23 protein-coding genes and 1 pseudogene are annotated in these 26,653 nt (G+C 68.3%); 14 read left to right on the top strand and 10 right to left on the bottom strand.

What is annotated here, in order from left to right:
• Nucleotides 1-223: 223 nt before the first annotated feature.
• On the bottom strand, nucleotides 224-1,360 hold the full coding sequence (locus tag OV079_RS49370; RefSeq protein ID WP_267777329.1) for a hypothetical protein: 1,137 nt from the start codon (nucleotides 1,358-1,360) through the stop codon (nucleotides 224-226).
• Nucleotides 1,361-1,715: 355 nt separating this feature from the next.
• On the opposite strand from OV079_RS49370, the gene pglZ reads away from it, so the two are divergent.
• From pglZ to OV079_RS49330, 8 genes are all read left to right on the top strand, one after another.
• Complete coding sequence (pglZ, locus tag OV079_RS49365) at nucleotides 1,716-4,613, top strand: BREX-6 system phosphatase PglZ (protein WP_267777328.1); 2,898 nt, start codon at nucleotides 1,716-1,718, stop codon at nucleotides 4,611-4,613.
• Entirely contained in the window at nucleotides 4,610-5,509 is a 900-nt protein-coding gene (gene brxD, locus OV079_RS49360) for a BREX system ATP-binding protein BrxD (RefSeq protein ID WP_267777325.1), read from the top strand. Before pglZ ends, brxD begins: the two co-directional genes overlap by 4 nt.
• Complete coding sequence (locus tag OV079_RS49355) at nucleotides 5,506-5,934, top strand: BREX system ATP-binding domain-containing protein (RefSeq protein WP_267777321.1); 429 nt, start codon at nucleotides 5,506-5,508, stop codon at nucleotides 5,932-5,934. Before brxD ends, OV079_RS49355 begins: the two co-directional genes overlap by 4 nt.
• Nucleotides 5,931-6,281, top strand: coding sequence for a hypothetical protein (locus OV079_RS49350; RefSeq protein WP_267777319.1), 351 nt, complete (start codon nucleotides 5,931-5,933; stop codon nucleotides 6,279-6,281). The genes OV079_RS49355 and OV079_RS49350 overlap by 4 nt, the downstream gene beginning before the upstream one ends.
• Nucleotides 6,282-6,908: 627 nt before the next feature.
• Nucleotides 6,909-9,236, top strand: coding sequence for a DEAD/DEAH box helicase (locus OV079_RS49345; RefSeq protein ID WP_267777316.1), 2,328 nt, complete (start codon nucleotides 6,909-6,911; stop codon nucleotides 9,234-9,236).
• Nucleotides 9,158-9,661: a ribonuclease D gene (locus OV079_RS49340; RefSeq protein WP_267777314.1), complete on the top strand. Its 504-nt coding sequence runs from the start codon at nucleotides 9,158-9,160 to the stop codon at nucleotides 9,659-9,661. The genes OV079_RS49345 and OV079_RS49340 overlap by 79 nt, the downstream gene beginning before the upstream one ends.
• Nucleotides 9,662-10,424: 763 nt before the next feature.
• Nucleotides 10,425-10,835, top strand: a complete 411-nt coding sequence (locus tag OV079_RS49335; RefSeq protein ID WP_267777313.1) for a hypothetical protein — start codon at nucleotides 10,425-10,427, stop codon at nucleotides 10,833-10,835.
• A 449-nt stretch (nucleotides 10,836-11,284) separates the two neighbouring features.
• Entirely contained in the window at nucleotides 11,285-12,058 is a 774-nt protein-coding gene (locus OV079_RS49330; protein WP_267777310.1) for a recombinase family protein, read from the top strand.
• Between the two features lie 90 nt (nucleotides 12,059-12,148).
• Here the strand turns inward: OV079_RS49330 and OV079_RS49325 are convergent, their stop codons facing one another.
• From OV079_RS49325 to OV079_RS59960, 5 genes are all read right to left on the bottom strand, one after another.
• A complete protein-coding gene (locus tag OV079_RS49325; protein WP_267777307.1) occupies nucleotides 12,149-12,610 on the bottom strand; it encodes a hypothetical protein in 462 nt (153 codons plus the stop codon).
• Nucleotides 12,607-15,093, bottom strand: coding sequence for an nSTAND1 domain-containing NTPase (locus tag OV079_RS49320; RefSeq protein ID WP_267777304.1), 2,487 nt, complete (start codon nucleotides 15,091-15,093; stop codon nucleotides 12,607-12,609). Before OV079_RS49320 ends, OV079_RS49325 begins: the two co-directional genes overlap by 4 nt.
• Before the next feature lie 135 nt (nucleotides 15,094-15,228).
• Nucleotides 15,229-15,489, bottom strand: a complete 261-nt coding sequence (locus OV079_RS49315) for a hypothetical protein (RefSeq protein ID WP_267777301.1) — start codon at nucleotides 15,487-15,489, stop codon at nucleotides 15,229-15,231.
• A 122-nt stretch (nucleotides 15,490-15,611) separates the two neighbouring features.
• Nucleotides 15,612-16,898, bottom strand: coding sequence for an RCC1 domain-containing protein (locus OV079_RS49310; RefSeq protein ID WP_267777299.1), 1,287 nt, complete (start codon nucleotides 16,896-16,898; stop codon nucleotides 15,612-15,614).
• Entirely contained in the window at nucleotides 16,811-17,701 is an 891-nt protein-coding gene (locus OV079_RS59960) for an RCC1 domain-containing protein (protein ID WP_420829468.1), read from the bottom strand. Before OV079_RS59960 ends, OV079_RS49310 begins: the two co-directional genes overlap by 88 nt.
• Nucleotides 17,702-17,809: 108 nt before the next feature.
• On the opposite strand from OV079_RS59960, the gene OV079_RS49305 reads away from it, so the two are divergent.
• The 5 genes from OV079_RS49305 (at nucleotide 17,810) to OV079_RS49285 (ending at nucleotide 23,182) form a co-directional block, all read left to right on the top strand.
• On the top strand, nucleotides 17,810-18,148 hold the full coding sequence (locus OV079_RS49305; protein WP_267777297.1) for a hypothetical protein: 339 nt from the start codon (nucleotides 17,810-17,812) through the stop codon (nucleotides 18,146-18,148).
• A 512-nt stretch (nucleotides 18,149-18,660) separates the two neighbouring features.
• Nucleotides 18,661-19,698 carry a serine/threonine-protein kinase gene (locus OV079_RS49300; protein WP_267778828.1) on the top strand — a complete coding sequence of 346 codons (1,038 nt, stop codon included), beginning with the start codon at nucleotides 18,661-18,663 and terminating at the stop codon, nucleotides 19,696-19,698.
• Between the two features lie 105 nt (nucleotides 19,699-19,803).
• Nucleotides 19,804-20,520, top strand: coding sequence for a hypothetical protein (locus OV079_RS49295; RefSeq protein ID WP_267777295.1), 717 nt, complete (start codon nucleotides 19,804-19,806; stop codon nucleotides 20,518-20,520).
• Between the two features lie 10 nt (nucleotides 20,521-20,530).
• Nucleotides 20,531-21,436 (top strand): hypothetical protein, encoded by a 906-nt coding sequence (locus OV079_RS49290; RefSeq protein ID WP_267777293.1) that lies wholly within the window; start codon nucleotides 20,531-20,533, stop codon nucleotides 21,434-21,436.
• 18 nt (nucleotides 21,437-21,454) lie between these two features.
• Nucleotides 21,455-23,182 carry an Ig-like domain-containing protein gene (locus OV079_RS49285; protein ID WP_267777291.1) on the top strand — a complete coding sequence of 576 codons (1,728 nt, stop codon included), beginning with the start codon at nucleotides 21,455-21,457 and terminating at the stop codon, nucleotides 23,180-23,182.
• A 3-nt stretch (nucleotides 23,183-23,185) separates the two neighbouring features.
• Here the strand turns inward: OV079_RS49285 and OV079_RS49280 are convergent, their stop codons facing one another.
• Together OV079_RS49280 and OV079_RS49275 are read right to left on the bottom strand one after the other, a co-directional pair.
• Nucleotides 23,186-24,304, bottom strand: coding sequence for a hypothetical protein (locus OV079_RS49280; protein ID WP_267777288.1), 1,119 nt, complete (start codon nucleotides 24,302-24,304; stop codon nucleotides 23,186-23,188).
• 95 nt (nucleotides 24,305-24,399) lie between these two features.
• Complete coding sequence (locus tag OV079_RS49275) at nucleotides 24,400-24,699, bottom strand: hypothetical protein (protein ID WP_267777285.1); 300 nt, start codon at nucleotides 24,697-24,699, stop codon at nucleotides 24,400-24,402.
• Between the two features lie 94 nt (nucleotides 24,700-24,793).
• On the opposite strand from OV079_RS49275, the gene OV079_RS49270 reads away from it, so the two are divergent.
• Nucleotides 24,794-25,189 carry a hypothetical protein gene (locus OV079_RS49270; RefSeq protein WP_267777283.1) on the top strand — a complete coding sequence of 132 codons (396 nt, stop codon included), beginning with the start codon at nucleotides 24,794-24,796 and terminating at the stop codon, nucleotides 25,187-25,189.
• On the opposite strand, the pseudogene OV079_RS59955 reads toward OV079_RS49270, so the two are convergent.
• Nucleotides 25,088-25,774, bottom strand: a pseudogene (locus OV079_RS59955) (serine/threonine-protein kinase); the annotation flags it as partial. The gene OV079_RS49270 and the pseudogene OV079_RS59955 overlap by 102 nt on opposite strands.
• Nucleotides 25,775-26,242: 468 nt before the next feature.
• Nucleotides 26,243-26,653 (bottom strand): hypothetical protein, encoded by a 411-nt coding sequence (locus tag OV079_RS49260; protein WP_267777278.1) that lies wholly within the window; start codon nucleotides 26,651-26,653, stop codon nucleotides 26,243-26,245.

Raw genomic sequence — 26,653 nt, 5'->3', positions numbered from 1 at the left:
TCCGAGAATGCGCGAGAGTGTCTGCTGCGTGATGAACAGCGACCGAGGCAGGCAGATTCTCCAGCAATTAAACCCGAGTATTAGCTTTCAGGTCGGCGATGCCAAGCGGCTGCCGCTCTTTGCCATCCACGGCGTAGAGCGCGTCTTTCAGACTTTGGCTCGGGAATTCTCGCAGCACGAATCTCACCGGGAACCGTCAGTCGAGTTCCGCCGGCCTGGCCCCTCACCGTGGCGACACGCCCAGGAGTGGGCCCAGGCGGCCGTCGATCGTCCCGAGGGCGCTCCGCTCCCGGTTTACACCGCGGAGCACGACCCCGAGCCGGTGACCGATCATCTCTCGTTCGCCCTCGGCGTCGCGTTGGGGCGGTTCGGCGCGGACGGCCAGGGCGTTCTCGACCCGGGCAAGGACGATCTCGCGCACACCCTCCCGCACGGGATCCTCTTCATCGACACCTCCCTCCACCCCAGCGATGACCGCGACAGCCTCGGGCACCCGACAGCGCGCCGGATTGTGAGCACCTGGGAGGAGCACGGCTCTGCGATCGCCAGCGGCAGCGACCTGCGCGGCTACCTCGCCCACAAGTTTTTTGAGCTCCACCGCAAGATGTACGACAACCGGCCGATCCACTGGCCGGTATCGTCCGAGAAGCGGACCTTCGTCGCCTGGATCACGATCCACCGCTGGGACGACTCGACTCTGCGCGCGCTCCTCGCCTACCATCTGAATCCCGCCCTCGCACGCATCGATGGCGAGCTCCCCGACCTCCGCGCTGCCCGTGACGGCAAGGACAAGAAGGCCGCGCGCGTCGCCGAGAAGCGCCTCGCTGTCGTGCTCAAGGCACGAGACGAGTTGGTCGCCTTCATCGCCGCCGTCGAGCAGTGCGCCGAGGAGGGCCCGCCGCCATCGGACAACAAGGGCCGCAAGCGAGAGGATGTCCGCTACGCCCCGGACCTCGACGACGGCGTCATGATCAACAGCGCCGCCCTGTGGCCGCTGCTCGCCCCGCAGTGGAAGGACCCGAAGAAATGGTGGAGCGAGCTCGCCGCCGGGGAGGGCAAGAAGGATTACGACTGGTCGCACCTCGCCATGCGCTACTGGCCGCGCCACGTCGACGAGAAATGCAGGAATGACCCCTCGCTTGCCGTCGCCCACGGCTGCTTTTGGCGCTACCACCCTCCGCGCGCCTGGGCGTGGGAGCTTCGCCTCCAGGACGAGATCGCCGCCGACTTCCGCATCGAGGAGGCGCCCTACCGCGGCGAGGGCGGCCACGAGGCGCATCGCACCGTCTTCCTGGCCGATCACCCGATTCACGCGCTGGCCATCGTCGAGAAGGAGGTGCTCCGTCGCACTCGCAAGCACGACCGCCTGCAGCCGAATATCCGTTTGCTCGAACCTGGCCTTTGGACCAGTGTCCCCCAGGAGTGCTGGTTCCTCGAGCTGCGGATCCTCGGACGCTACCGAAAGATCCTGCGGAAGAAGCGCAAGGCGGGCCTGCCGGTCGAGGACCTGCCCGGCTTCCGCCTGATCGCCCCCGACGAACCCGGCGATCGCCTGACGATTCCTACTGCCTTCCCGAAGGAATTGCCCGTCGACGCCAGCTCCTCGAGACCGAGCTCGACCTCGAGATCGAGGACGAGGGCGACGATGAGGACGAGGACGAGGTCACCAGCGCGGACGATGACGCCGACGACGCGCACGACGAGGAGGACGAGGCATGACCCTGCACCTTGGACCCGTCTCCCGCGCGCTCGAGGAGGATCTGCATGCGGCCGTCGTCCGCAACGACCTCATCGTTTGGCTCGATGCAGACGGCGACTACACCCAATTCGTCGATCGCCTGATCGCCCTCCGCCAGGCCGGCGCGCTGTCCTACAACGTGCGTGCCTATCGCGGCAGCTTCCTGGAATTGATGTTCGCGCTCGAGGGCGCCGCCGACGACGTCGACAAGCCCAAGCTCGTCATCCACATGCCCCGTTTCAACGAGGAGCAAGTGCGGGCGACGCCGGTGCTGGAGCTCTACCTCGCGGGCACGCGCTATCGCAAGGCGCTGAAAACCCTCATCGCCGAGGCCGCCGCAGGTCTCGCCTCCGCCGAGGCGATCGACGCCCATCTCCGTGCTACCCCAGTCACCCTTGAGCGCGCCGACGAGTGGTTGGCCGCGCTCGCGGTAACAACCGAGGTCGGTCTACGCGGGGAGCTCAAGTTGCATCGCTTGTCGGCCATCCTCGACGACCTGCTGAGCGGGCAAGGCATCGCTGCAAGACTCTCCGGCGGGCCCGACGCGGTCGACGCCGTATGGGACCACCTGCAAGCCGTGCTGGGTTTGCCGACCTCGTGGCGCGAGGGCGAACGCGCGGACGAGATCGCGCTCGTTGCGGCGAGCTGGGCCCTCGCACTCGAATACGTCCACGACCTCCGCCGTAAGCCCCGCGATCGTGAGCTCGTCGGGATCCCCGAATTGCCCAGGCCGATGATCGAGGCCGGCTGCGCGCTCGCGGTTCACCTCCGCCAGCGCCATCGCGACTTCTACGAGCAAGCCGCCGGAGCCGCCGAGGATCTGCTCGTCGTCGAGGTCAGGGAGGCCGAGGCCAGGGACCTCGGCAAGATCGACACCTTCGAATTCGAGGAGCGCAAGATCTACCAGGCGGCCCTCGCGGGCCTCGGCGATCGCCAGTGGGAGACCGTGCTGGAGTGGGCGAAGGAGCGGCTCGAGGGCGTGTCGTTCTGGATCGAGCGACGCGGGCCGCTGCGCAAGTCGGCGTGGGAGCTCGTACAAAAGGCCGCGGCCCTCGGCCTGGCGCTCACCGCCGCCGGACCTGGCCTCAGCGCCAACTCGCTCGAGGCTGCGGTCGACCGCTACGTCCGTGTGGGAGCCCCCGTCGATCGCGCCCACCGCGAGCTCGAGCAGGCGTGGCAGGCCACCAACGACCCGCAGCTCCCCGAGTACGATCTGCTGCGTGCGCGACTCCGGGGCCTGCGCGAGCTGTGGCACGCATGGGCCGACAACTGGGCCCGGGGCTTCGGCGGGGTTTGCCGCGCGAATGGGTTTCTCCCGCCGCCCGCGCTTCAGCAGCGCATGTTCTTCGAGGATGTCGTGCGCCCGTCGATCCAGACCACGGGGGCCACGGTGCTCTTCCTCGTCGACGCGCTGCGCTTCGAGATGGCCGAGGATCTCAGGCGGGCGCTGGGCGACGTCGCAGGCACTGATGTCGAGCTGCGAGCGCGGCTGGCCGAGCTGCCGACGATCACCGCCGTCGGGATGAGCGCGCTCGCCCCCGCCGTCGAGCAGGGCAAGCTGCGTCCCACGCTCAAAGACGACAACATCACCGGCTTCATCCGCGGCGAGTACCACGTCGACGGTCCCGAGAGCCGGCGGCGCGCGATGGGCGACGTCGTCGGCGGCCAGACCTGCCCGGGCCTCTCCCTCGCCGAGGTGCTTGCGCGCGACAGCGCCAGCCTCAAGCGGACGGCTGCGCGAGCGCGGCTGATCATCGTCCACGTCGACGAGATCGACAGCGCCGGCGAGAAGGGGGTCGGCCTCGTCGCCTTCGGCCCGGCGCTGCAACGGATCCGCGCCGCCCTGCGCCTGCTCCACGAGGCAGGTGTGCACCGCTTCGTCCTCACCGCCGATCACGGCTTCCTCCTGCTCGACGACACACTTCGTGGTGTCCTGCAGCACGGCCGGAGGACCGACCCGCGTCGCCGCCACGTGCTCTCGACGAGCGCCGTCGATCACGTCGGCGAAGTCCGCGTGCCGCTCTCACAGCTCGGCTACGCGGGCGTCGACGGACTGCAGCTCATGATGCCCGAGACCACCGGTGTCTTCGACACCGGCAAGCGCTCGCAGACCTTCGTCCACGGCGGCAACAGCCTGCAGGAACGCGTGATCCCCGTGCTCACGATCCGCCACAAGCGGCCCGCCGGCGGCGACACGCTTCAATACGCGATCGTGGCCGAGGTCCCGAAGGTGCAGCCGGAGGGCAACCTCTACTGCATCCGCGGCAAGGTGGTGGTCGAGGCCGGAGGCGGCGCCCTGAACTTCGACAGCCGCGCTGACATCGAGCTCGCGCTTCAGGTCGTCGGCAATGAAGACGTGCAGGCCGAGGTCTCACAGGTCCTCGGCGGCGCCACGCTCCGCGGCGGGACCCTCGTCGCGCGCATGGGCGAGGAGTTCGACGTGTTCTTCCGCCTGTCGGGGCCGCCCGACGCGCGCGTACCTGTAGAGCTCTATCACCCCGCCGGCGAGGCCGAGGTGAAGCCGTACGTGTTCGAGCGTCGCTTCGACGTCTCGGCCCTCCGCGCGCGCGAGCCCGAGCGCCCTGCGCCAAGCGAGGCAACCCCGCAGCCGACCGCCCCGCTCGCTCCACCGTCCGCTGCCAGCGAGGCTTGGCTGGCGCGGCTGCCCGAGGGCCCGGCCCGCGACATCTTCAGGCATCTGGCGAACCACGGCGTCGTCACCGAAGACCAGGCGGTTACCATGTTCGGCGGGGCCCGCCCGCTGCGCCGCTTCAACCAGCGCTTTGAGGAGTTCGCGGCTCTGGCCCCCTTCGTCGCCCGGACGGATCAGGTCGGCAACGTCAAGCGCTACATACGCGTGGAGGACAACCGATGAGCACGATGACCCGAAGAGACGTCGACCACATCTTCGAGGCCCTGCGCATGGGCCTTGTCCCCGAGCGCGGGATCGAGGCGATCGCCGAGGGCATCGAGAAGCAGCGCGGTGAGATCCACCGCCAGCTCGAGCTCGTGCGCGCAGGCGAGGGCACAATCAAGTTCCTCCGCGGCGGCTACGGCTGCGGCAAGACCTTCATGGCCCGGCTCGCCGCGCTCGACGCCCAGAACAGGAACTTCGCCACCAGCTTTGTGATCGTCTCGGAGGCCGAGTTTCGCTTCCACCGCTTCGACGACGTCTATCGCAAGGTGATGACCGAGCTCGGTACCGCGGTGTGCCCGCGCGGCGCGTTCGGCGACATCCTCGATCGCTGGATCGCCCGCATCGAGGCCAGCCTCGGCGAGGCTGCCGACGACGACCCGGACTTCGACGCCAAGGTGCGCAAGCGGCTCGATGACGACCTCGTCTCCGCCACCAACGGCCAGGCGCCGCAGGACTTCGTGTCGGTGATCCAGACGATCTTCGACCTCAAGCAGAAGGGCAAGGTCGCCGAGGCCGGAGCCCTGATCTCCTGGCTCTGCGGCAGCAGCAACATCGGCGCCGCGACCAAGAAGCTGGCCAACATCAAGGGCGAGATCGAGAGCGGGACGGCGCTCGACTACCTCCGTGGCGTCGTGGCCATCATCAAGGCCGCTGGGTACGACGGCCTCGTGATCGTGATCGACGAGGCGGAGACAATCCTGCGCATGCGCAAGGACTCGCGCCACAAGTCGCTCAACGGCATCCGCCAGATCGCCGACGCGGCTGGCTCTTACCCCGGGCTACTGTGGCTCATCACCGGCACACCGGATTTCTTCGACACGCAGCACGGAGTCCGCGGACTTCCGCCTCTATGACCGGATCCGCTTCATCGACCAGGGCCGTTTCGTTAGCGTCCGCCAGGCCCAGCTCCGCTCGTCCCGTTCGGCGCGGAGCGCCTAGGGCAGTCGCTCTGCACCTGCGGCGGATCTACGTTCCGCAAGATCCTGAGCGCTTCCTCGAGCGGATCACAGACGCCTTCATCGACCGCCTGGTGGCCGATGTCACCGCGGGCTTCAAGGGCAACGTCGGCGTCGTCCCGCGACAGTTCCTGCGCGAGTTCGTCACGCAGATGGACCTCGTCGACGAGAACCCCGAGTACGATCCGGCCCGCGACTACGCCTTCAAGCTCCCGGAGCTCTCCGACCTCACGGCCCATGAGCAGCACGTAATCACCGGCCAGCCGCTCCTGATCGCCGAGGACGCGACGGGTGAGCCGGTACTGAAGGAGGACGTGTGGTGACCACCGAACTCCTGACGGAGAAGGTCTGGTCGGCGATACAGGCAGCGGCGCATGGGGCGCGTGGGCGAAAGTATGCTGCCGTGGCGTTCGTTGGCGCGGACGGTGCTGAGCTCTTGAGCGACTTCGGCGTCGGCGACATCCTGGTATGCAACATGGGGCGAGAAGCGCTCCGCGCTGGTACGACAAACCCTTTTGCAATAGAGCGCCTGATCGTCCGTGGCGTGGACGTCTATTCACATGAGCGTCTCCATGCCAAAGTGTACGTGTTTGGCGACCTTGCCGTCGTAGGGTCCGCGAACGCATCAGCGAGCGCCGCCAACCGTCTCGCGGAAGCCGCATCGCAGTAGAGATCGCTCCCTCGCCACAGACGCCCGTCGATTCATCAGGGGAATGTGCCGCGACGCCATCGCCGTCGATGAGACTTACCTCGAGTTCGCTCGGTCAGAATATCGTCAGCCTCGCGGTGGAAACGGTGGGCGTGGCCGTAAGCCAGGGGAGACAAGCCAGACTTTCGGCTCTATGTCACAGGCTATGTCGGAGCTACACCGCCGAGGCTCGTCGAGGCACACTACCAGGCAAACCACCGGGATAGGCAGGCGGAGGCCGGACCCCCGGCAAAATGGTCCGTCGATATTTCGTGGGATAATGACGAGAAGTGGATCCGGCGCGACGATTGGGTATTGTGGGTCGATGCAGACGCAGATTCGATCGATGTACACCCACCGATGAAAGTGCTCGGACGGAAGCCCGCCGGAGGGCGATCCGCCCAGATCGTCACGTGGTATCGCGTCCCACTCCGCAAAAAATCGCTGCCGTGGGACCACGTGTTCGGGCGCGTGCTCGCCGCTGCTGACTACCGCTTAAAACGTGGAGGTCCAATCAGGAGCACTGCGGGAGTGAATGCCGTCTTCGCTGAATGGGGGCTTGATCCGTATGAATGAGTCTTTTCCCGGTGATGGGTCGGGAGGACGGCGATGAGTGTATTCGCACGATTTTCACCACGCCTCCAGGAGGCGATCGTCGCCCGCCTCGGCTGGACGAGCCTGCGCCCCGTGCAGGAGCAGGCCGGTGAGGCGCTGCTGGCCGGCAAGAATGCCGTCGTGCTCGCGCCGACTGCCGGTGGAAAGACCGAGGCATCGATCTTCCCGACGCTCTCGACCTTGATGGACAACCCGGCGGACGGCGTCGGCGCGCTCTACATCGCTCCGATCAAGGCGCTGCTCAACAATCAATCCGAACGGCTCGGCACGTACACGGACATGGTCGGCCTGCGGCGCTTCGTCTGGCACGGCGACACCCCGAGCGCGGACCGGCAGCGCTTCGTCCGCGAGCCGGCCGAGCTGCTCATGACCACGCCCGAGTCGCTCGAGGTGATGCTCGTCTCGCAACGGGTCGACACCGACAAGTTATTTCGCAACCTGCGGATCGTCATCGTTGACGAGATCCACGCGCTCGCTGGCACTGACCGCGGCGCGCACCTGCTCAGCGTCGTCGAACGGCTCGCGCGCGTCTCGCAGCACGACCTCCAACGCATCGGCCTCAGCGCGACCGTCGGCAACCCGGCCGACATTCTGACCTGGCTTCAGGGCACGTCTCGGCGCGAATCGATGATCGTCGACCCCCCCAAGCAGCCGAGCAAGCGCCAGCTCCTCATCAGCCATCGGCCGACCCTGCCCGAGATCGCCCGCGACGCGGCTCGCGTCGCCAAGGGGATCAAGAGCCTGTTTTTCTGCCAGACCCGCAGCATGACCGAGGCCGTCGCTGAGCACATGCGCAGTGCCGGCACCAACGTGTTCGTGCATCACAGCGCTGTCTCGCGCGAGGAGCGGCAGACCGCCGAGGAGAAGTTTAACAAGGGCAGCGATGCCTGCATCGTCTGCACCTCGACGCTCGAGCTCGGCATCGACGTTGGCGACCTTGACCGCGTCCTGCAGGCCGAAGCGCCGGACACCGTCAGCTCTTTCTTGCAACGCATGGGGCGCACCGGCCGTCGTGCCGGCCAAGCCGCCAACACCTCGTTCTTCTGCGAGACCGCCGAGGGCGTGCTGCAGGCGATCGCGCTCATCGAGCTCGCGCGGGCCGGGTGGGTCGAGGACATCACGCCGCAGGACCGCTGCTGGCCGGTCCTGATCCACCAGCTCCTCGCCATGTCACTCGCCTCCGACGGTGTCACCTTCGAGGACGCCTGGGAGCAACTGCAACGCGTCCCCGACTTCCGCGGGATCCGGCGCGCCGAGGCCGAGCGGCTCGTCGCGTGGATGCTGCGCGACAAGTCGTTGCTCCTCCTCGATGGCCGCCTGCTGCTCGGTCCCAAGGCAGAGCGACGCTATGGCCGCCGCAACTTCATGGAGCTCTACGCGGTCTTCTCGAGCCCGCAGACCTACACTGTCGAGACCACCAACCAGCAGCCCCTCGGCACGCTCAATCAAGGCTTCGTCGATCGACTCGTCGAAGGCGTGAGCTGTTTCCTGCTCAGCGGCCGTCCGTGGGCCGTACTGGCGATCCGCCACGACGATCGTCGGATCATCGTCGAGCCCGCGCCGCGCGGTCGCCAGCCGACCTGGGGCGGTATGTTGCCGCAATTCCTGGGCGAGCGGCTGTGCGCAAAGGTCCGTGTCATCCTCGCCGCCGACGACGTCCCGCAGTACCTCACCCCCGAGGCCGCGAATGCGCTCGCGCTCCAGCGCGCGGCCATGTCCGCCTTCACCGACCCCGGCCGCGGCACCATCGAAGTCGCCGAGGGCGAGCTCCGCTGGTGGACCTTCGCCGGCGGTCGGATCAACCACACATTGCGCTATGCCCTCGGCGCGCTGCACGACCAGTGGAAAGTCATCCCCGATAACTTCCTCATCAAGATCCGCGGCGAGGGCATCAGCCAGCGCGACCTGCTCGAAGCGATCGAGCAGATCGCCGAGCCCGAGTTCTGGGAGAACGAACGCCTCTGGCAGGATATCGCCGACACCCTTCCGGCCTATCGCCTGAGCAAGTTCCAGCCGCTCATGCCGGCCTGGGTCGAGCGCGAGAGCCTTGCCAGCTACCTCCTCGACCTCGAGGGCGCCGCGCGCTGGCTGACCGGCCGTGTACCCTCACGAACACCCGATCTCGGGGTCCCGCTCCCAGCGAGCCTGCACCGGAGCGGAAGCCGGCGCCGGCTCCGGCTCCGTCCGAGACCGCGCCATCAGGCCGCGTCCGCTGGATCGCCACCGAGGCCGACTTTTTGGCCATGTGCGACGCCCTCCGGCGCGAGACGGTCCTCGGCTTCGACGTCGAGACGACGATGTACACGCGCGTCCTGTGCCTGATGCAGATTGCGTGCGCCGACGCGGTCTATCTTGTCGACGCCCTCGCCGTCACCGACCTCGCCCCGATCGCGCCGATCCTGAACGACCCCACGATCATCAAGGTCATCCACAATGCGACGTTCGAGCGCAACACCCTCAGGCGCTACGACCTCGAGCTCGACGGCGTGGTCGATACCCTCGTCGTCTCTCGCCGGCTCCGCGGCAAGAACGTCGGACGACACACCCTCAAGGACGTGTGTGCCCGCGAACTCGGGCTCGAACTCGACAAGACCGATCAAACGAGCGACTGGTCCCAGCGCCCGCTCAGCGCCTCACAGCGCGCCTACGCGGCTCTCGACGCCGAGGTCCTGCTCCATCTCCACGCCCACTTTGGCGCGCCGACACCAGACTCCCTCTTCCCCCAGCCCCGCCTGCCTGGCACCTGACGCGACAGGCGGCCGCCCACCGTGTTCGCAGATGGCTCATGCAGGCCGTGCTCGTCGTCCTCCCCGAGCCCCCGGCCGCCGCACAGGGGGAAGCGGCCTGACGGGCGTCGGGGTGTCGCCGGGTTCCCCGCTGCGGACGACCCGGGGGTTGCCGATGGGCGAGCCGTCGCCGCGGAGCGGGAACACAGGGCGGCCTCTGGTGTGCGCGGAAGGTACCGTCCAGCACCACGCGATCGATCCGATCCCAGGAGCGCATGATGTCGATGTCGTCCACCGTCAGTCGGCCGATCGGACAGCTATTGCGGCGGACCAGAGGGCCGTGGCGCATGTGTTCCTCGACGTACTCGACCGCGGCGAAGATCTCCACGCGCTCGACGCCGACCGCCTTCAACACCGACAGCCACGCCGCGAACTCGGCGCCCGACGGCGCGCGCAAGGGCCAGAACCCGCCGTGCGCATGGAGCGTCCCGTCCGGGCCTCGAGCTCCCAGAGCGTGGCGAACACCGGACTCATCGCCTCCGCGGTCCGAGATCTGGGACGGGCGCGAGCGGATTCAGGTTTGGTGTGGCACCGCCACCCGGACGGCCGTCACTCCTGTACGTCTCCGGCTGGCTCCTCGTCACAACGCAGTCGCCAGACGTTACTGAAGATCGATGCGTGGGCTCACCAGCAGCGAGAAGCGCGGCAAAGATCGTGACAGGAACCCTGATATGGTCGACACTCGGCCGCCGATGTTCGCCGGCCAGGCAGTCACCCGGTTCCCATGAGCACCGAACACCCTTGCGAAGTCTGTGGAGCGACGACCCGGAACCCCAAGTTCTGCAGCGACGCGTGCGCGGCCAGACAGAACAATCGTTCGACCTCGAAGCGGCGCCCCGAAGGCACGTGCGGAGAGTGTGGCGCGGCGATCCTCAAGCGCAAGCGCTATTGCGAAGCCTGCGCTGCAGCGGTCGCGGAGCGCGAGCGAAAGGTCAAGGAGGGGTTCGTCACCATTCGCACCTCGGCCGGCGCCATGGAGGTCAAGGCGCCGCCAGTTTGGGTGCACAAGGAAGTCGTGTTCAAAGCACCCGCGATCACGACGACGCCGAGCCACGGTTTTACCTGTCGCGGCGGTTCCGGATCCCATGCGAAATTCCCCCAAGCAGGAAGGCGAGGCGCCGTCACCACACTTTGATCCGAGGATCGAGGTGCCTGCTCGATGGATTACCCATGCTCTTCTCTTCAAGGGGTATGGCGAGCCCAGGGAGCCCGTCCCGGTACCGGAGTGGCTGTTTGGGTGAAGGGCTACGGGCAGCACGGAGCTGGTCGAGCACCAAGTGCAACTCGAGATACACGTTGCGCACCGCGGGTCGCGAGTGCGGCCCCTGCTGAAAGCCCCGGAGGTCCGGCGATTTGCGTGGTGGCCATGTTCCGCCGCACGTCGCGCGCAGCAACGTGTCCTGATCTTACGCCAGCTTGAGGCATACCAATGCTGGCCAGAGTGATGGCACACTGGTCTTATGCAAAAATTATTCCATTAAATGGAACGTAAAGATTTCCGAATTATATAGCAATTTCATAATCTTGCACGTTCGGTGACTGTTCGGAATCCGGTCGGGCTCTGAACAATGCTATGCTTGGCCCATGGTCCGTGGGGGGCGGAAACGCCGTACAAGTGCCAAGAAGCCTGGTAATCCGACCGTCGCGGTCGGGTACATTAGGGTGTCGACCGACCGGCAGGAAGAGTCACCGGCCGCTCAACGCGCCGAGCTCGAAGCCTGGGCGACCACGCGTCAGATTCGTCTTGCCGCCGTGTTCGAGGACATCGACGTGGGTGGCGCCGATCGCATGGAGGACCGCCCGGGGTTCCTGCAGGCACTTGCGGCCTTGCGGGAGCACGGGGCTGGCGCATTCCTGGTCAGGAACCGCCAGCGCTTCGTCCGCGACGCCGAGCTCTCCTATGTTCTGCGCAAGGCCATCAAGCAGCATGGGGCCGTACTTCAGACCCTCGACGGGCTCGTCGACGACGACAGCCCGAACACCAACCTTCTCGGCGGCATCCTCGACAACGTCCATGAGTTCGAGCGGCGGATGATCAGCGAGAACACCTCCAAGATCCTGCAGAACATGCAGCAGCATGGACGGCCCGCAGGGGGCAAGCCGCCTCATGGACAGCGGATCGTATGGGGCGACTACTATGTGGACTCCCAAGGCATCCGCCGGCGCGAAGCGCTCCGTCTCGAGCCGGACCCCGACGAGCTTCGCGCGATCGCCAGGATCGGTGAGTTGCGGGGGCAAGGCATGAGCTATGCCGCTATCGCGCAGAGGTTGCAGGAGGAGGGCTTCTGTCCGCGAGGCAAGAAGTGGCATCGCACCACGGTGTTCAACTTGGCGAAAATGTCCCAAGGCCAGCCGTAAGGCACCGCGTAGCCTCTGCGTGACCAGCTCGCTGCTACCGCCGGGCCGACGCTTCCCCGAGCACCGGCCCGGGAGCGGCCCGAAGGCCCTCTATCTCGGGCTGCTTGAGGCCGTCAGCTCCGTGATGAAGGCCGACGCGGACGGCCGGGCCGCAAACCGGAGGCGTTCGAGGATGCCACGAACGCAGCGGTCTGCCGTCGTCTCGGTGGTTCGTACGTCGATCCTGGTGAAGCGCGTCGCGCCGGCCTCGACCGCCAGCTCGATGGAGACGAGCTGCCCGGGTTCGCGGGCGCACGCGCGGAGGGGCTCGCCGGCGCGATCGAGCGCCGTCTCCAGGTCGACCAAGGGCGGCTCGTCGGGCTGTACAGTGGGCCGCGATGGTTGAGCGACTCCGTTGTGGATGGGGGCTTGTGGCGGTTCAGGCGTGGGCGTCAGGTCGACGATCGGCTCGCTGGCGATCGCGGGAGTGGTCGGCCCGGCCGGGCCGGCGGTGAGGAGCACGCGAACGACGATTGTGAGCAGCGCACCAATGGTGCTCCCGAGCGTGATCATCCCGATCGTCTGTAGCCAGAAGCCGGCGCCGGACGGCGTCGTCGCCATGTCCGCTGCGGCTGCCGGTTGGGCGGGGCTCGGCACTGGCTCGGCTCGCGCGGGCCGCGTCGCGGCGCCGCCCGGCACCGGCTCGGGTCGTTCAGCGGCCATGGTGTACTGCTCGAGCGGTTGCGGGTCGGCGAGGCGCGGGGATGGGTCCGGGGAGGCGCCGCGCGCGGGCGCTGCCGAGGGTGCTTACGGGCGGACCGGACCGTGGCGGCGTCGTGCCCTGCGGGCCCTGCGGGCCATGCCCACGCGACCATCTCGGCATGGACCGTTCCGCTCGGCGGCGTCTCCCCGACCGGAGGCTGCCAGTCCGGCGCCTGCCAGGCGCGCAGGCGCGGCCAGTGGGACCGCAGCACGTCATGCAGGAGGGTGACGCAATGCTTCGAGACCGAAATGAGCCCGCCGGCCGCGACGGACGTCCGCCGGAGCACGTTCTCCGCGCGGACCCGCTGATTTCGGGGCCTGTCCGCCGGGACATGCGGCAGCAGTCGCTCGATCACCTCCTCGTGGGTCAGCGGGCGGGGGCGGCCGCGTCGATCGACCTCGCCCGCGAGCACCAGCAGGAACACACGCCGCACCCAGGTCTCGCTGTAGTCCGCGATCGCTGCCGCGACCGCCTGCTCGGCGTACCGCTCGACGGCACCGGCGAGACCCGCCCCGGCCTCGTAAGCCGTCTCGCAGAACTCACCGTGCTTCATGTGGTGATACGTCCCGGCCAGGGCGGCGGCGAGCAATGCCAGGACGGTCCCCGGCTGCGGTGGTTGTGGCGCGCGCGTCAGCCGATCGACATCCGCGAGGATCCGCTCCACCAGCCGCTCGGCGACGATGATCCCCGCGCGCTCGCCGGGGCCCCGGATCACCTGGCGCAGCGCGTCCTCAGTCATCGGCGCGAGCGCGTAGATCACGGGAGGATCCCGGCCGGTCATCCGCTCAAGAAGCTGTGGCAGCCGATGGAGCTCGCCAAGGTAGCGGCTGCGGATCGGGGTGATCAGCAAGAACGGCACGGCCGCGTGCGCCAGCGCGTGCGCGACCGAGGCCGCGAACCGCTCCTGCTCCTCGTCGTCGTCGCTGTCGATCGCGTCCTCAAGCCCGTCCACGGCGAGCACGAGGCCGCCCGGATGCGACGAGGCGAGGTGGTCCGCCAGCGCCCGCGTGCTGGCGCCGAACTGCTCGTGGAGGGCCGCGGTCGTCGGCGCCGGATCGAGCCCGGTCGCCTCGTCCTCCGGCGCGTCGTACTCCCCCGGCTCCGGCTCGTCGTACTCCCCCGGCTCCGGCTCGTCGTACTCCCTGGAGCGGAGGCGCGAGGCGGCGAGCGACGCCATGCTCTCGGCGAGCGCGAGCAGCGGCCGCCGGTGCACACGTCCTCGCAGCCCGTGCCAGGTCGGCTCGCCGGGCGTGGTCCACGCCGCGCCGCGCATGGTCGCCGGGTAGACGCCAGCGGCGACGAACGAGGACGTGCCGATCCCGTCGGCGCCGTGGACGATCAGCCAGCGGCTCTCCGGGCGCACGCGGAGCTGCTCGATCGCGCGGTGGACATCGGCCGCGCGGCCGAAGAGCTGCGCCTCGTCGCCAGACTCGAACGGCGCGAGGCCCCGGTACGGACACCAATATCCGTCATAGTAGCGCCGGTGATACGGCGGCCTGCTGCGCGTCCTCGTCTCTCGCTGGTAGGCATCGAAGAGCGCGTGGAGCCACTCGGCGGCGCCGAGGTCGTAATCGCCGGCGATCGGGACGAGCTCGATCCCGTATTCGGCCAACAGCTCCCGGCTCTCGGGCGTCACGCTGTCGGCGGGCACGTAGGCCAGGTTGACCGGCTCGAGGCCGCAGGCGTCACGACCTCGCAACGGGAGAACCAGTCGGCGCAACACCTCGTCGTCAGCGCGATAGCCGACGATGAGCAGCCGGTACCTGCGCAACCACGACCCGGTCCGCGGCAGCTCTGCCCCGCGGGCGAGTAGCCGCTCGCGGGTGAGCACCCATGAGGAGACCTGCGCCGCCGTGCCGCAGAGCTTCACGAGGCAGCGCTCCCTCCCGCCGAGATCGCGCGGTTCGGCGTCCAGCGCCGGCCAGGACTCGAGCGCGCGCTCGAGCAGGGTGTCGAGGTTGGTTGTGCAGATCCGGCCGAGTTCGGGCGAGAGCGCCGCGATGGCCCGCGCGACGAGAGGCAGGCGCGCGTCGCCGCGGTCGAGTAAAGGCCGCGCGACGTCAATGAAGCGCGCGCTGCCGATCAGACGTTCGACGCGCTCGAGCGCCCGGGCGACCTCGCCGGCGGCGACGAGCGCGGCCAGTTCGGCGCGGTCCGGCAGCATCGGGTGCAGCGACTCGACGAAGTGCTGCGCGAGGCCACGCGGTCCCGCGAGTCCGGCGGCCTCGGAGACGAGGGGACCGACGCAGATGACGAGGTTACGCTCGATGAGCGCGTGGAGGGTCGGGTGCATCCGGCGAGGCCTGAGGACATCCTCGCACAACGAGTGCGCGTGCGCGATCCCGATCGGCATGCTGCACGTCCGCACGCGGTCTTCCGGCGGCGGACCGCGGGTTCGGCGAGCCCGGCCCAGCCGCTCACCACCCGGTCACCCGCAGTTGTCGATGAACACGTCGTTCGCTGCGCAGTGGACGGCCTCGAAGGGGCCGGCGAGGTCGCCGCTGAAGGTGCCGTAGATCCGTGGCGGGTCGACAGGATCCGTGCTGAGCCAGTCGCCGATGAAGCCGTCGATCGCCATGGTGGTGAAGAAGGGAGAGACGTCGACGAAACGTCCCTCGAGCTCGTAGGTGACTGGCCACTGCTCGGGGCCGCATTCGGCGACGGACCGGTGCAAGACGGCCTGCGGCATGAAGGAGTTACCCACCGGCATCGGGCGCGGCTGCGAGCCAGCGCGATCAGCCTGACCCGAAGGGGCGACTGAAGTCGACGCGCGGACGAAGTTTTGTGTGGCGGACACCGGTCCAACGCGACTCACAGCGGCGTCCCGCGAATGACCACCGGTGACGCGCTGCGCTCGTTGGCCTTGGCGTGTGCGGCCCGGCCATTGCCGCGATGGTCACCCCAGCAGACGACCTCGCGCGCTTGGGTGAGCGCGCAGGTATGGACATCGCCAGCGGCGATTCCCCGGGTGCCTGTCAGGCCGATGACCTTGACTGGCGACTTGGTGCGCGACCGGGTCGTGCCGTCGCCGAGCTGGCCGCTCTCGTTGCCGCCCCAGCAGAACACCTCGCCCTTGTGCGTTCGCGCGCAGAAGTGCCGCTGACCCGCGGCGAGTTCAACTACCTCGCGTAGCTGCGGGACGAGCTCGGCGGCAGGGTCCTCTGACCAGTCGTCGATGCAGGCCACGGTCCCGTTGACCAGCAAGGCGCAAACACCGAGTCGATTTGAACGGATGCTACGGGCGTCCGGTAGCGGTTGCGATCGTCGGGATCCGGCGAGCGACATTTCGAGCGGCTCCTCGTCGGACTCCACGTCGGGCAGGCAACGCACGCGGCCCTGCTGGAGTCGAGCGCAGAGGCCGTCAGCATCCGACCATGCAGCGATCTCGACGATCGCCTGCGGCTTGCCAGGGGGAGGCGCCAACGCGGCGATGAAGTCCTCGGGCAAGAGCTTCGCTTCCGAAGACGGCTGGCGCCACACGCCATCGGACCGTAGCGCCCAGGGGAACGACCGCCGATCGCCGGGCACGATCTGCAGGACGTCCGTCGTCGGCACGCTTGCAGTACCCGCGAGACAGTGGGCGGTGTGGTCCGCCGTCCAGGCACAGGCCGTCCCGCCGGCCCCCACGATGCCACGGCTCCGCCGGAGCGCCTCGACGCGTGTCGGCTCCAGCAGCTCGGACCCCGGCTGGAGGCCGTACATGGCCCCCCAGCACAAAGCCTCACCCCGTCGCTGGGCGCAGGTCAAGCTGCGCGCGGCGAGCAACCCGTCGATCTCGGACAGCCCAACGATCCGCTCCGGGGACAGGCTGAGCGACTCTTGGCCCCACCCGGACTCCCCACGCGCGTTGGAGCCCCAACAGGCGATCCGGCCGTCTCGATACTGCCCGCAGCTATGGTGCTCGCCGACACCGATGGCTACCATGGGCCAAGTCACTTGCACGGCGTGGGCTGCACCAGGGGCGTGGGCAAAGGTGCCGAGCTGGCCGTCCTTGCTGTCACCCCAACAGCTCACTGCGCCGGTCTGGTGGAGCGCGCAGGCGTGACGACCGCCGACCGCGACGTCGCCAGCATCGGTGACGCCGGGGACCAACTGCACCGACCACCACCCGTCCCCTCCGGTCGCGCCCCAGCACCCGACGGTCCCGTCCTCACGGACGACGCACGCACCAGCCCCTCCGCAGGCGAGGCCGCGCGCGTCGGCGATCCCCGGACGCGGCTGGCGGGAGCGTATTGCTTGGACGTACCCCAACAGGAGATCTCTGCGCCGTGCCGAGCACACATGAATTTCTCGCCGGCGCAAAGATCTTGGACTTTCTCCGGGAGAGGATGGCGAAGCCGCGGCAATTCCACAATCGGGTCGACCGCACCGTCGCCCCAGCCCCAACACCACACGCTCCCATCCTGGAGGGCGCAGGTCCCGAAATCCGTCGCGGCAAGCGCCTCCACCCGGGTCAACGCCCCGACCTGCTTCGCCCTCCCCGAACCAAACGACACGCCGTTCCCGAGCTGACCAAAATCATTACTGCCCCAACAGTACACCCGCCCCGCACGTTGAAGGGCGCAGGTGTGAGCGTGGCCGCTGGCGAGCGCGACGACACCGTGCACTCCATCCACGCGCACCGGTACCCGACTCGGGCGGCCGGTGTCGTCACCGAGCTGGCCGTCGCTGTTGTCCCCCCAGCAGGCGACGCCGCCGTCCTGGGTAATCGCGCAAGTGTGGTGCTCGCCGCCGACGATCCGAGGGGTCCGTGCACCGATCACGAGGGTGCCGGGAGCTGGGGAAGACGCTACCGGTGCGACACTCGGTGCGGCCGTCGGCGCTGACGGAGCCGGTATACACGTCGCCGTACCGCAGCACCATGCGATCTTCAGCGCCGCTCGGGCATTCAGGGAGCGCATGCCCTTGGGTACCACCTGCGGTCGCGCCGAGCAATATCGCGCTCCACCACTGCAGTGGTTCCCCGCGACGCGACGCGGCACGCGAGGTTGTCAGGTTGTCCGCGCGCCATGCGCTCCGCCGAGATGGCCCTCTTCTGTTGCATCGCCGCCCAATCGACCCCGGACAACCTCGGCGATCGAGGTTGTCCGCGGGAATCGCGCCACGTCTCTGACGGCCTGCCAGCGATGAGCGCAGTCGCCTTGGGCTCGCCATCCGTGCCCGACCCGACCTTGCCCCTGCACGATTTGGCGGCCAATGATGCGCCCGGCATTGTCGACGTTCTCGCTCGTATCGGTCGTCGGAGTCTTCTACGGGCCGCTTTGTGGATCGTCGACGGGGAGCGGCGCGAGGAGCCCGTGAAGCTCGTCGCGGAGCGCAGCGCCGCCTCCCGGGCACGCGTCGAATAGGCGGTCCAGCCAGCGGCGAGTCAGGGCGAAGAAGTCCCGGCGCTGGGCCTCGCTCGGCCGGTGTATATTGCCGAACGACCGCTCGCGCGCGCGAGCCGTAGCGGTGGGGCTGGCGCTGAGCAGCCTGGCCTGGACGAACAGGGCGAAACAGGGGAACGAGGGGAACGGCGCGTACGGCGGTGGGGCTCGGAACACCGTGGACCGGCCGTGAGCCCACTCCTGTGCGACGATTCGCCATAGGTATCCTCTCGTGGGGCTGAATGAGGTCCAGCGTCCGCGAGTTGTGAGAGACGAGGTCCATCGAGATGGCACGCCCCGCAAAGTCCCACGAGAGAGCGTGCTCCTCTGGCCGTGGAGCCGCTCGAGCACTCGGGGGCCGCGAACCCGCGATCAAAAAGGAACTTGAAATGAAGGGGGTCCAGCTTACACATCGATCAACTTCGCCGTGCCCCGCGACGGGCATGGTCTGGTTTGCTGCGGTTTGATATGGTCGCGCCGGCTCCGAGGTGCCGATGGCCATGTCTTCTCCAAGAGGTCGAGACGAGGACGAAGAACCTGTCGCGCGCACGGTCGCGGACGTCGTTGTCGATGAGGATGACGACGATGTCAGCGACGACGGCGACGCCGAGGACGAAGACGCTGACTCGGGCTGGGGCGCCCTCGACGACGACCCGGATGCACCGGGGCTCGTCCGCGAGGAGGTGCCGCCGCCGTGCATGCTGCCCGGGCAGATCGAGCGGCGCGAGCTGATCGGCGAGGGCGGGATGGGCATGGTCTTCCGCGGCTACAGCCTGCTGCTCGGCCGCGACGTCGCCATCAAGTTCCTCGACCCGAAGCTGCGCCTGCGTGAGGACAGCCGCGAGCGGCTCCGGCGCGAGGCCGTCGCGCTGGCGGCGATCGACCACCCCAACGTCGTCCGCATCTTCGCCTGCGACGAGGTGCCTGACGAGGCCGACAAGTCGAGCGGCACTTCCGGTACGCGAGGCAAGCGGAGCAACGGTCAGCTCTTCCTCGTCATGGAACTGCTCGACGGCGAGTCGATCCGGAAGGTGCGGGACCGCCGGCTCCGGCTACCGGCCGCCGAGGTTATCGAGATCGGCCTGCAAGTATGCGCGGGGGTCGGCAAGGCGCATGAGCGCTGGATCGTGCATCGCGACCTCACCCCCTCGAACATCATGCTCCTGCGTGGGTCCCAAATTCGTGTAAAGGTTATCGATTTCGGCGTATGTAGGCTGTTGGAGGATTTCTACATACGTCATCCGCAGCGATATGAAGATCCACCGGGCTCGCGTCTGGCGACGCCCCTCGGGGTGCAGTTCGGCAACCCGGAGTACCTGGCGCCGGAGCTGCTCGCGCGCCACCCTCCTGCCCGGCCGACCTTCGTCTCCGACGTCTACTCCCTCGGCGTGATCCTCTACGAGCTTGTGGCGGGCCGGCTCCCCTTCGCGCCCGGTCAACGCGAGCCGCGGCCGATCCGCTCCGTCGTGCCCGAGTTCGAGGACGCCGAGCTCGAGCGCGTGCTCTACAACGCGTTGCGACCTGACCCATAGGACAGGATCCAGAGCATGGCCGAGTTCGCGGAGGCGCTGGCGATCGCCCGCGACCTCCTGGCGAAACCGTCGGAGAGCGAACTCGCCGCCCGCAAGCCGCCCTCCGTGAAGGTGGCCGCGAAGCCGCAGATAGCGGTGGCGGCGTTCGCGGCAGCCCCACCGCTCCCATCGCCTGCCCCGGCGGACGCGCTCGCCACACCCGCTGCGAGTGCTGGCGCCGCGACGACCGTGACGACGGCGGGGACGCTCTCGAAGGGGCTCCTCGCGGTGGCCGCGGCGATGTGCGTCTCGGTCGGGATCGTCGGAACGAAAGTGGTCGACGCAATCCGCGGCGGTCAGACACGGGACGAGCGAATCGAACAGCTCGAAGAGACGGTGCGAGGGCTCAAGCAGTTGATCGAGTCAGGTACGTCGCCGCGGTCGGTGGACGACGCTCTTCTTGCACTTCTCTCGCAACCGCGGGGGCCGGTGCCGCCACCCGCCCCCTCGCCGAACATCACGCCGACACTGGCCAGCGCGGCGCCGTCGCCCTCACCACCAGCGACCGAGCGCAGCAGTTCGCCGCGCCAGCGCACGATCGTACGCGACCTGAGCACCGTGGCGTCCGCCGTCGAGGTGTGCTTCCGGCGGCACGGTGGCAACCTCGAGGGCAAGCTCCCGGTGAAGGTAGCGATCAGCGCGGCAGGTCTCGCGGAGCGGGTGACGCTGCCGAAGGAGAGCAACGGGGCGCTCATCGAGTGTACGACCCGTGCGGTCCGATCGCGGCAGTACGATCGCGGGCCCGCGACCGAGTCGGTGCGCCACGTCTTCAAGTTCGAATAGGAGGACGGCCATGCGTGCTTTCAGAATTTCGATCGCCGTGGTCCTGGCGCTCAGCCTCGTCGCCGGTCCGGCGCGCGCGGGTGAGGAGCCGATGAACTGGTCGCCCGAAGCCCTCGAGCTCAACGCACGGGGATCCGAGCTCAGCCTGGCCCACGACTATCAGGCGGCCTACGACGCTTACTACGCCGCGTACAAGGCGATGCCGGATCCGATCCGCTATCACCGAGCCCGCGATTGGGTATTCGGGTCGATGCGCAGCTCGCTGATCTCGCTGTACGAAACGACAGGTGAGGTCAAGTACCTGTGCCAGGTGCGGCGGATCCTGCTCGAGCACTGGGAGGAGCTGATCGACGCGTTCGGCGAGGACGCGCAGATCCCCGACGAGCCGGGGATCCGCCGCCGCCTCAAAGAGGTCGACGCGGACATGCGGGCGCACGTGCCGAAGGCCGGCGAGAAGGAGTGCGTCCTTCCGACGCTCTCGCGCACGCCGGGGCCGAAGCAGGTCATCGTCCGACCTGTACCTGTCGAGGTCCCGAAGCCGGTGCCTGCGCCGCGGTCGCCACGTTCGCGCGGCCTACTCGCAGGCGGCGCCACGAACCTCGCGGTCGGCAGCGGCCTCCTCGGCTTCATGACCTACGCATTGGTGATGCGGCGCCTCACCTTCGACGAGGTTCATCGCCTGAACGACTCGACCGAGGGCCCGCTCGGTCCGTCCGAGCTCGCCACCGTCGAGGCGCTCGGCAAGGCGGGCGAGCTCCACCGCACAACCGCGCTCGCCACGGGCATCAGCGGCGGCGCGCTCGTCTTGGCCGGCATCGCGCTGGTCGCCGCCTCCCGCGCGCGACCGCGGCAGAGCGCCGCCGCGCCCATGCTCGCGCCCGGCCTCGCGGGCCTGGTCTTCCACAAGCGCTTCTAGCCCCACAGCAGGTCCGTCATGATCTCCACCGACAAGACCATCCTCGCCCTGGCCATCCCGCTCGCGCTTGCGTGCAACGTCGAGCAGGCGATCCAGGAGCTGATCGACGAGCACGGGATCACCTGGGACACCTCGGCCGCGGACTCGACCGGCGGCATACCGACGACCGATGGCGGATGGAGCCCCACGACTTCGGCAGCCGAGGCCGGCGGTGACGGCGGGTCGGGGCCGACGTCCGACGCCAGCACGTCGACCGGTGCGCAGCTCGATCTGCCGCCGGCGCTCGAGTTCTCGGTGACGCCGGAGGATGTCCAATCGGCCATGTTCGTCGACCTCGCTGCGACGTGCGAGGACGACGTCGCGGTGGCCGAGGTGCGCTTCTCCGTCGACGGAGTGCTGCTCGCCACCGTCGCGGCGCCGCCCTTCGAGGCGAAGTGGCCGGTCAAGTCGACCGACGAGGACGGCCCGCGGACCGTGCGCGCCGAGTGCGAGGACACCGTGGGGCACGTCGTCTTCGACGAGAAGGTGATCGGCGTGACGCTGCCCGAGTCGGGGTCCGAGGCGTGGTCGGTGTTGATGCCGTCGAAGAACTGGAGCACCGAGGCGCTCGACGCCTCGGCCGCGCCAGACGGCTCGTGGTGGGTCTGCGGCTACGACAGCGACGGCGCCGGCGAGGCCTCGATGTGGGTCGCGCACTTCGGGCCGGACGGCGCGATCCTGTTCAACGAGCTCATCTCGCGCGGTCCCGGCTTCTACGGGACGTGCTCGGGCATCGAGGTGTTCCCGGACGATCCCCACCGTGCGGCGCTGACGGGATCGTGGATCAAGGACGGGCTGTCGCCGCTGCTCTGGACCGGCGTGGTCGACGAGACGCACGAGTCGTTCGTGATCGCCAAGAACGAGGACAACTACCTCGGCGAGGTCGGCAACGACGTCGCGGTGACGGTCGACCACCAGGTCCGCATCACGGGCTACCGCCTCGCAGGCTCGAACTCCATCCTCACGTATCGGGCGTTCACCTTCAGCGAAGGCGAGACGCACTTGGCGCACTTCGCGGCCGACGAGTACGACTCCCTCGCGCCTGGGGACCTCAAGCTCGATGCGGGAGAGGCGATCGTCGCGCTGCCGGACGGCAGCTCGCTCATCGCCGGGCGAGCGGTGGATCCGAAGTTGGGCTTGTCGCGCGGGATCGTGGCGCTGGTCGGCGCGAACCACCAGATCGTCAAGGATCCGGGCAACGGCTGGCCGTTCATGATGACGCTGACGCAGCCCGAGAGCGAAGGGTACGGCGACATCACCGTGACCCCAGATGGCCTGGTGGCAGTCGCAGGTTGGTGGAGTCAATTCGACCAGGCTCGTCGACCGCGGCTCGTCCACTTCGATCTCACCGATCCCGCCAACGTCGACGCGTACACTCAGCCGGCCCTTGGCGACGACTTCGTCGGCCAGTCGCTCGCGCGGCTGAGCACGGGGCCGGTGATGGTCGCGGCGACCAGGTCCGATCCAGTGGAGAAGGACGACATCTGGATCGAGCAGTACACCGCGGATGGCTGGAACGTGAACGGCGAGGACGAGGTGTGGCCGAAGACCTTCACCGGATTCTTCCACGGCAACGATGCGCCGCATGCGATCCGCGTCAACGCGCTCGACACGTTCCTCGTCGTCGGGTACGAGACGATCCAGACCGTCAAGGACGGCCAACCCGTCACCATCCGGCAAGCGTGGCTGCGCGGGTTCGAGGGCTGAGCCTCAGCCCGGCGGGATGAACTGGTCGCAGACCGCGTCGATCTTGTCGACCGCCGCGGTGACGAACGGCGTGAAGTCCGGGGCGGTGACGCACCCGAGGACATGGTGGGGCACGAGCTCGGCGAACGTTCTGAGCTTCGTCGGGAAGTCACCGCACTGTGGCTCGGGCGGAATCCCGTTCGTGAGCATCACGAGGACGACCCCGTCCTCGTAGCCGCCCTTGAGCGCCAGCAAGTTCTCGGCCCACTCCGCCGGCGTGCCGGTATCCCCGCCCCCGGCGGACATGGAGACGATCACGACCACGAGCATCGCGTCGTCGCGGAGGAAGCCGGCGTTGCAGCCGCCGTCGGCGACCATCTCGGGCTTGAGCGCTGCCATCGGAGTAGTCGCCACATACCCCTCGCCCGTACCGCTCCGGCCGACGCGGAGGAGGCAGTCGATCGCCTCGGGAAACTGCGGATCCTGGCTGCGCGCGAACCGCCGACCGTCGGTCGTCGGGCATAACTTGTTGCTCGCGCCGGTGCCGCGTGGGAAGACCACCCCGCTCCCGACGGCCCAGTCGCACTCCTCCCAGCTCTCCATGCACACGTGCTCCGGGACCTCGTCGCACGGCATCGTGATTGGGTCGCAGTCCAGACCGCACAACTTGTCCCCCGTGGTCGTGAAGTCGGGGGTGATCGTCGTGACCATCAGGTGCAGGTCGTAGTTCGCGGCCTCGGCCGAGATGGCGTCGGCGAGCCCGATCATGCGGGCGGCGTCCTCCTCGGCCCACTCCCGTGCCTCGGCCTGCGCACCCGCGTCACTGCTGCCGCCGTCCCAGAGGACGAATAGCAGGTCGATCTTCTCGCACCCCTCGGGCACCGGCTCGAGCGTGTCGAAGCCCGGCATGTCGGGCGGCGGCGCGAGCGTCGTTTCGGAGCCGGACGAGGTCGAGGTCGACGTGCTGGTGCTGGTGCTGGTGCTGGTGCTGTCCTCGCCCGAACTGCTCGAGGAGCTGGTCGAGCCGGGCATCGTTGGGTTGGTCGTGAGGCTGGTCGACGTCCATGGCTGCCCGGGCGCCGAATCTCCGCAGGCGAGCGGCCCGGCGAGGATGGCGGCGGCGAGGAAGATGGCGGAGCGCACGAGAATGAGCGTATCGCAGGACATGAGCGAGATCCAGGTGGTGGAGAAGAACGTGGTGCAAGACCAGGTTGAGGTGGCCGCGGGGGCCGTGTGCCTCATCCCTGGCGGAACCGAAAGACGTGGCGCACGGTCTCCGCAGCCGGGCCAGGCGTGTAGCGGCGCGACTGGATTGCGCGCGTCACACAGGTAATGAGCGCCGGGCTGCTCGGCTCCGACAGCGTCACGCGTTCCCCGACGCCGTCGGCGCTCACCTGCACTCGCACGGCCAGCTCCGCGACGAGGTTGCCGCCGTGTCGCGCGGCACAGACCTCGACGGCGCTCCTCACTGAACCCAGGTCGCGCCGGAGCGCGTCGGCGCTGGAGAGGGTCCGGTCTCGCAGCCCGTGACGCACCATCGCCCGCCTCGCCCCGCGGCTTCGCCTGGACCCCGGGCGCGGGATGCTGCAAGTCATCGCTTGCCGCCCGTTTGGCGGATGACGCCTCGACGGAGTGTGCGGTTCGGAGCCCGCCTTCGGGCTGAACGACCCTGATCGCAAGGACGACGTCGGCCGGCTCTGCCGCGGGCGGATCGCTGACAGCGAGCGTCCCTATCGTGACCAGCGGCGCGATGCCCAGCGCGAAGGCACGGCGCAGGTAGGTCGTCCGCGCTGCAGCTCGCGGGCGCCGGCTAGGCATCGTCCCCGGCATGCATGCGCGAACCGCATCCGCAAACTCGAGCATGCTGGCGAAGCGCTGGGCGGGTTCGCGATCCAATGCTCGGAGGACGAGCGCATCGACCTCGGGCGGGAGCGGCTTATCTGGGCCGCGATGGGCGCTCGGAGGCTGGAGCTGTGCGAACTGCAGCTGATAGGCGATGTCCTGCCAGGTCTGGCCGGCCACGTGTGATTGATTGGCGAGGAGGCGGTAGAGCGTCGCGCCGAGGGAGTAGATGTCCGATTGGACAGACGGCTGGGCTCCGTCGATGAGAAGCTCGGGCGCGAGATAAGCGGGAGTACCGACAATCGTACCGACCGCGGTCGGGTCGGCGACATCTCGCAGATCCTTGGCCACGCCGAAGTCGATCAGCTTGACGACCTCGACCCTGTCCTCCTCCACCAGGAAACAGTTGGCTGGCTTGATGTCGCGGTGAAGGATGTCGCGCGCGTGTGCGGCGGCGAGCGCGTCGCAGAGCTGGAGGGCGAGCCTCGCCACGCGCGGCCACGGCAAGGGCCCTTCGCGCTGGAGAACCTGCGCAAGATCGAGACCATGCAGGTACTCCATGACCATGTAGTTCTCGCCGCGTTTCGTCCTGCCGTAGTCGAGGACCCGCGGGATGTGGCGATTCCGCCCCATGAGCTCGAACAGAGCCTGCGCCTCACGCAGAAACCGGCGCGCTATGCCTGGCGTCGCCGCGAGACGTCGGTCCAGGAGCTTCACGGCGACGACGGCGCCCGTGATGTCCCGGTGTTCGCCTCGGTACACCGCTGCCATGCCGCCCTCGCCCAGGCGAGCGACCAGCCGGTGATTGCCGGCGAAAGTCCCCAGGCGTGAGTCTCGGTGCTCTTCCCCAGTGGTCGAAGAGTCGCAGACAGGATCGAGATCGGCGGCTACATTACCTTGGCGAACATACCCATCACTCGAGTCAGCGAGAGAGCGTGATCCCCTCAGGCCGTCGCGCGGCGAGCTGGCCAAAGGCCGCGCGAAAGTCGCCAGGCATGCATCTCCGTCACCATGGTTGAACCTTCGGGCTGGGCCCCGCGTCGTCGGGCTCGAACTTGAGCCTGCCGTCGGCCACGGTCAACCGTCCCGGCGGCTGGGTATAGGTCAGGTGCGGCTCACCCTCGTAACGGACCCGGTGCCAGCAGGCGAGAGCGATGAAGTCTGCACACTCCCGACCTGCCGCGTCTCCCAGAAGGTAGGGGTTCAGCGTGTCAACCGTGCGAGCGTGCCATGCGCGGTTCATGGGCCTCCACGCGGGGAGGCGTTGGCCCGAAGGGCCTTGGAGATGCCGCGGCCCACGGCTTCGTGGACGACCAGGGAAAACGCGGGCGACCCATTATTGTCGAAGACGAGGTCGATCTCCAGCCGCGTCGTGTCGCAGTGTACGAGAAGGACCTCGAGAAAGGACTCGCCATCGGCATCTACGAAGCCGCCCTCGTCGTGGGAACGCTCGCGCGCCGCGGCGCTTCGATAGGCCGAAAAGCCATCGCCGAGGGTGTCTAGAGCGCGATCGGCGACAGCGGCGAAAGGGATCAGCACGCCGCCGTATAGTTGAGCGATGCCCTCGGGCCATCGCGCGGCGAGTCTGCGAAAGATTGTGCGAAAGGCGCCGGGCGGCACCTCGAAATCGTGGTCGTAGCCCTCGGGCAT

Source organism: Nannocystis pusilla (assembly GCF_026626665.1).
Lineage (GTDB): Bacteria > Myxococcota_A > Polyangia > Nannocystales > Nannocystaceae > Nannocystis > Nannocystis pusilla.
The sequence above is the reverse complement of the archived record's forward strand: the minus strand, read 5'-3'. Positions and strand labels throughout refer to the sequence as shown.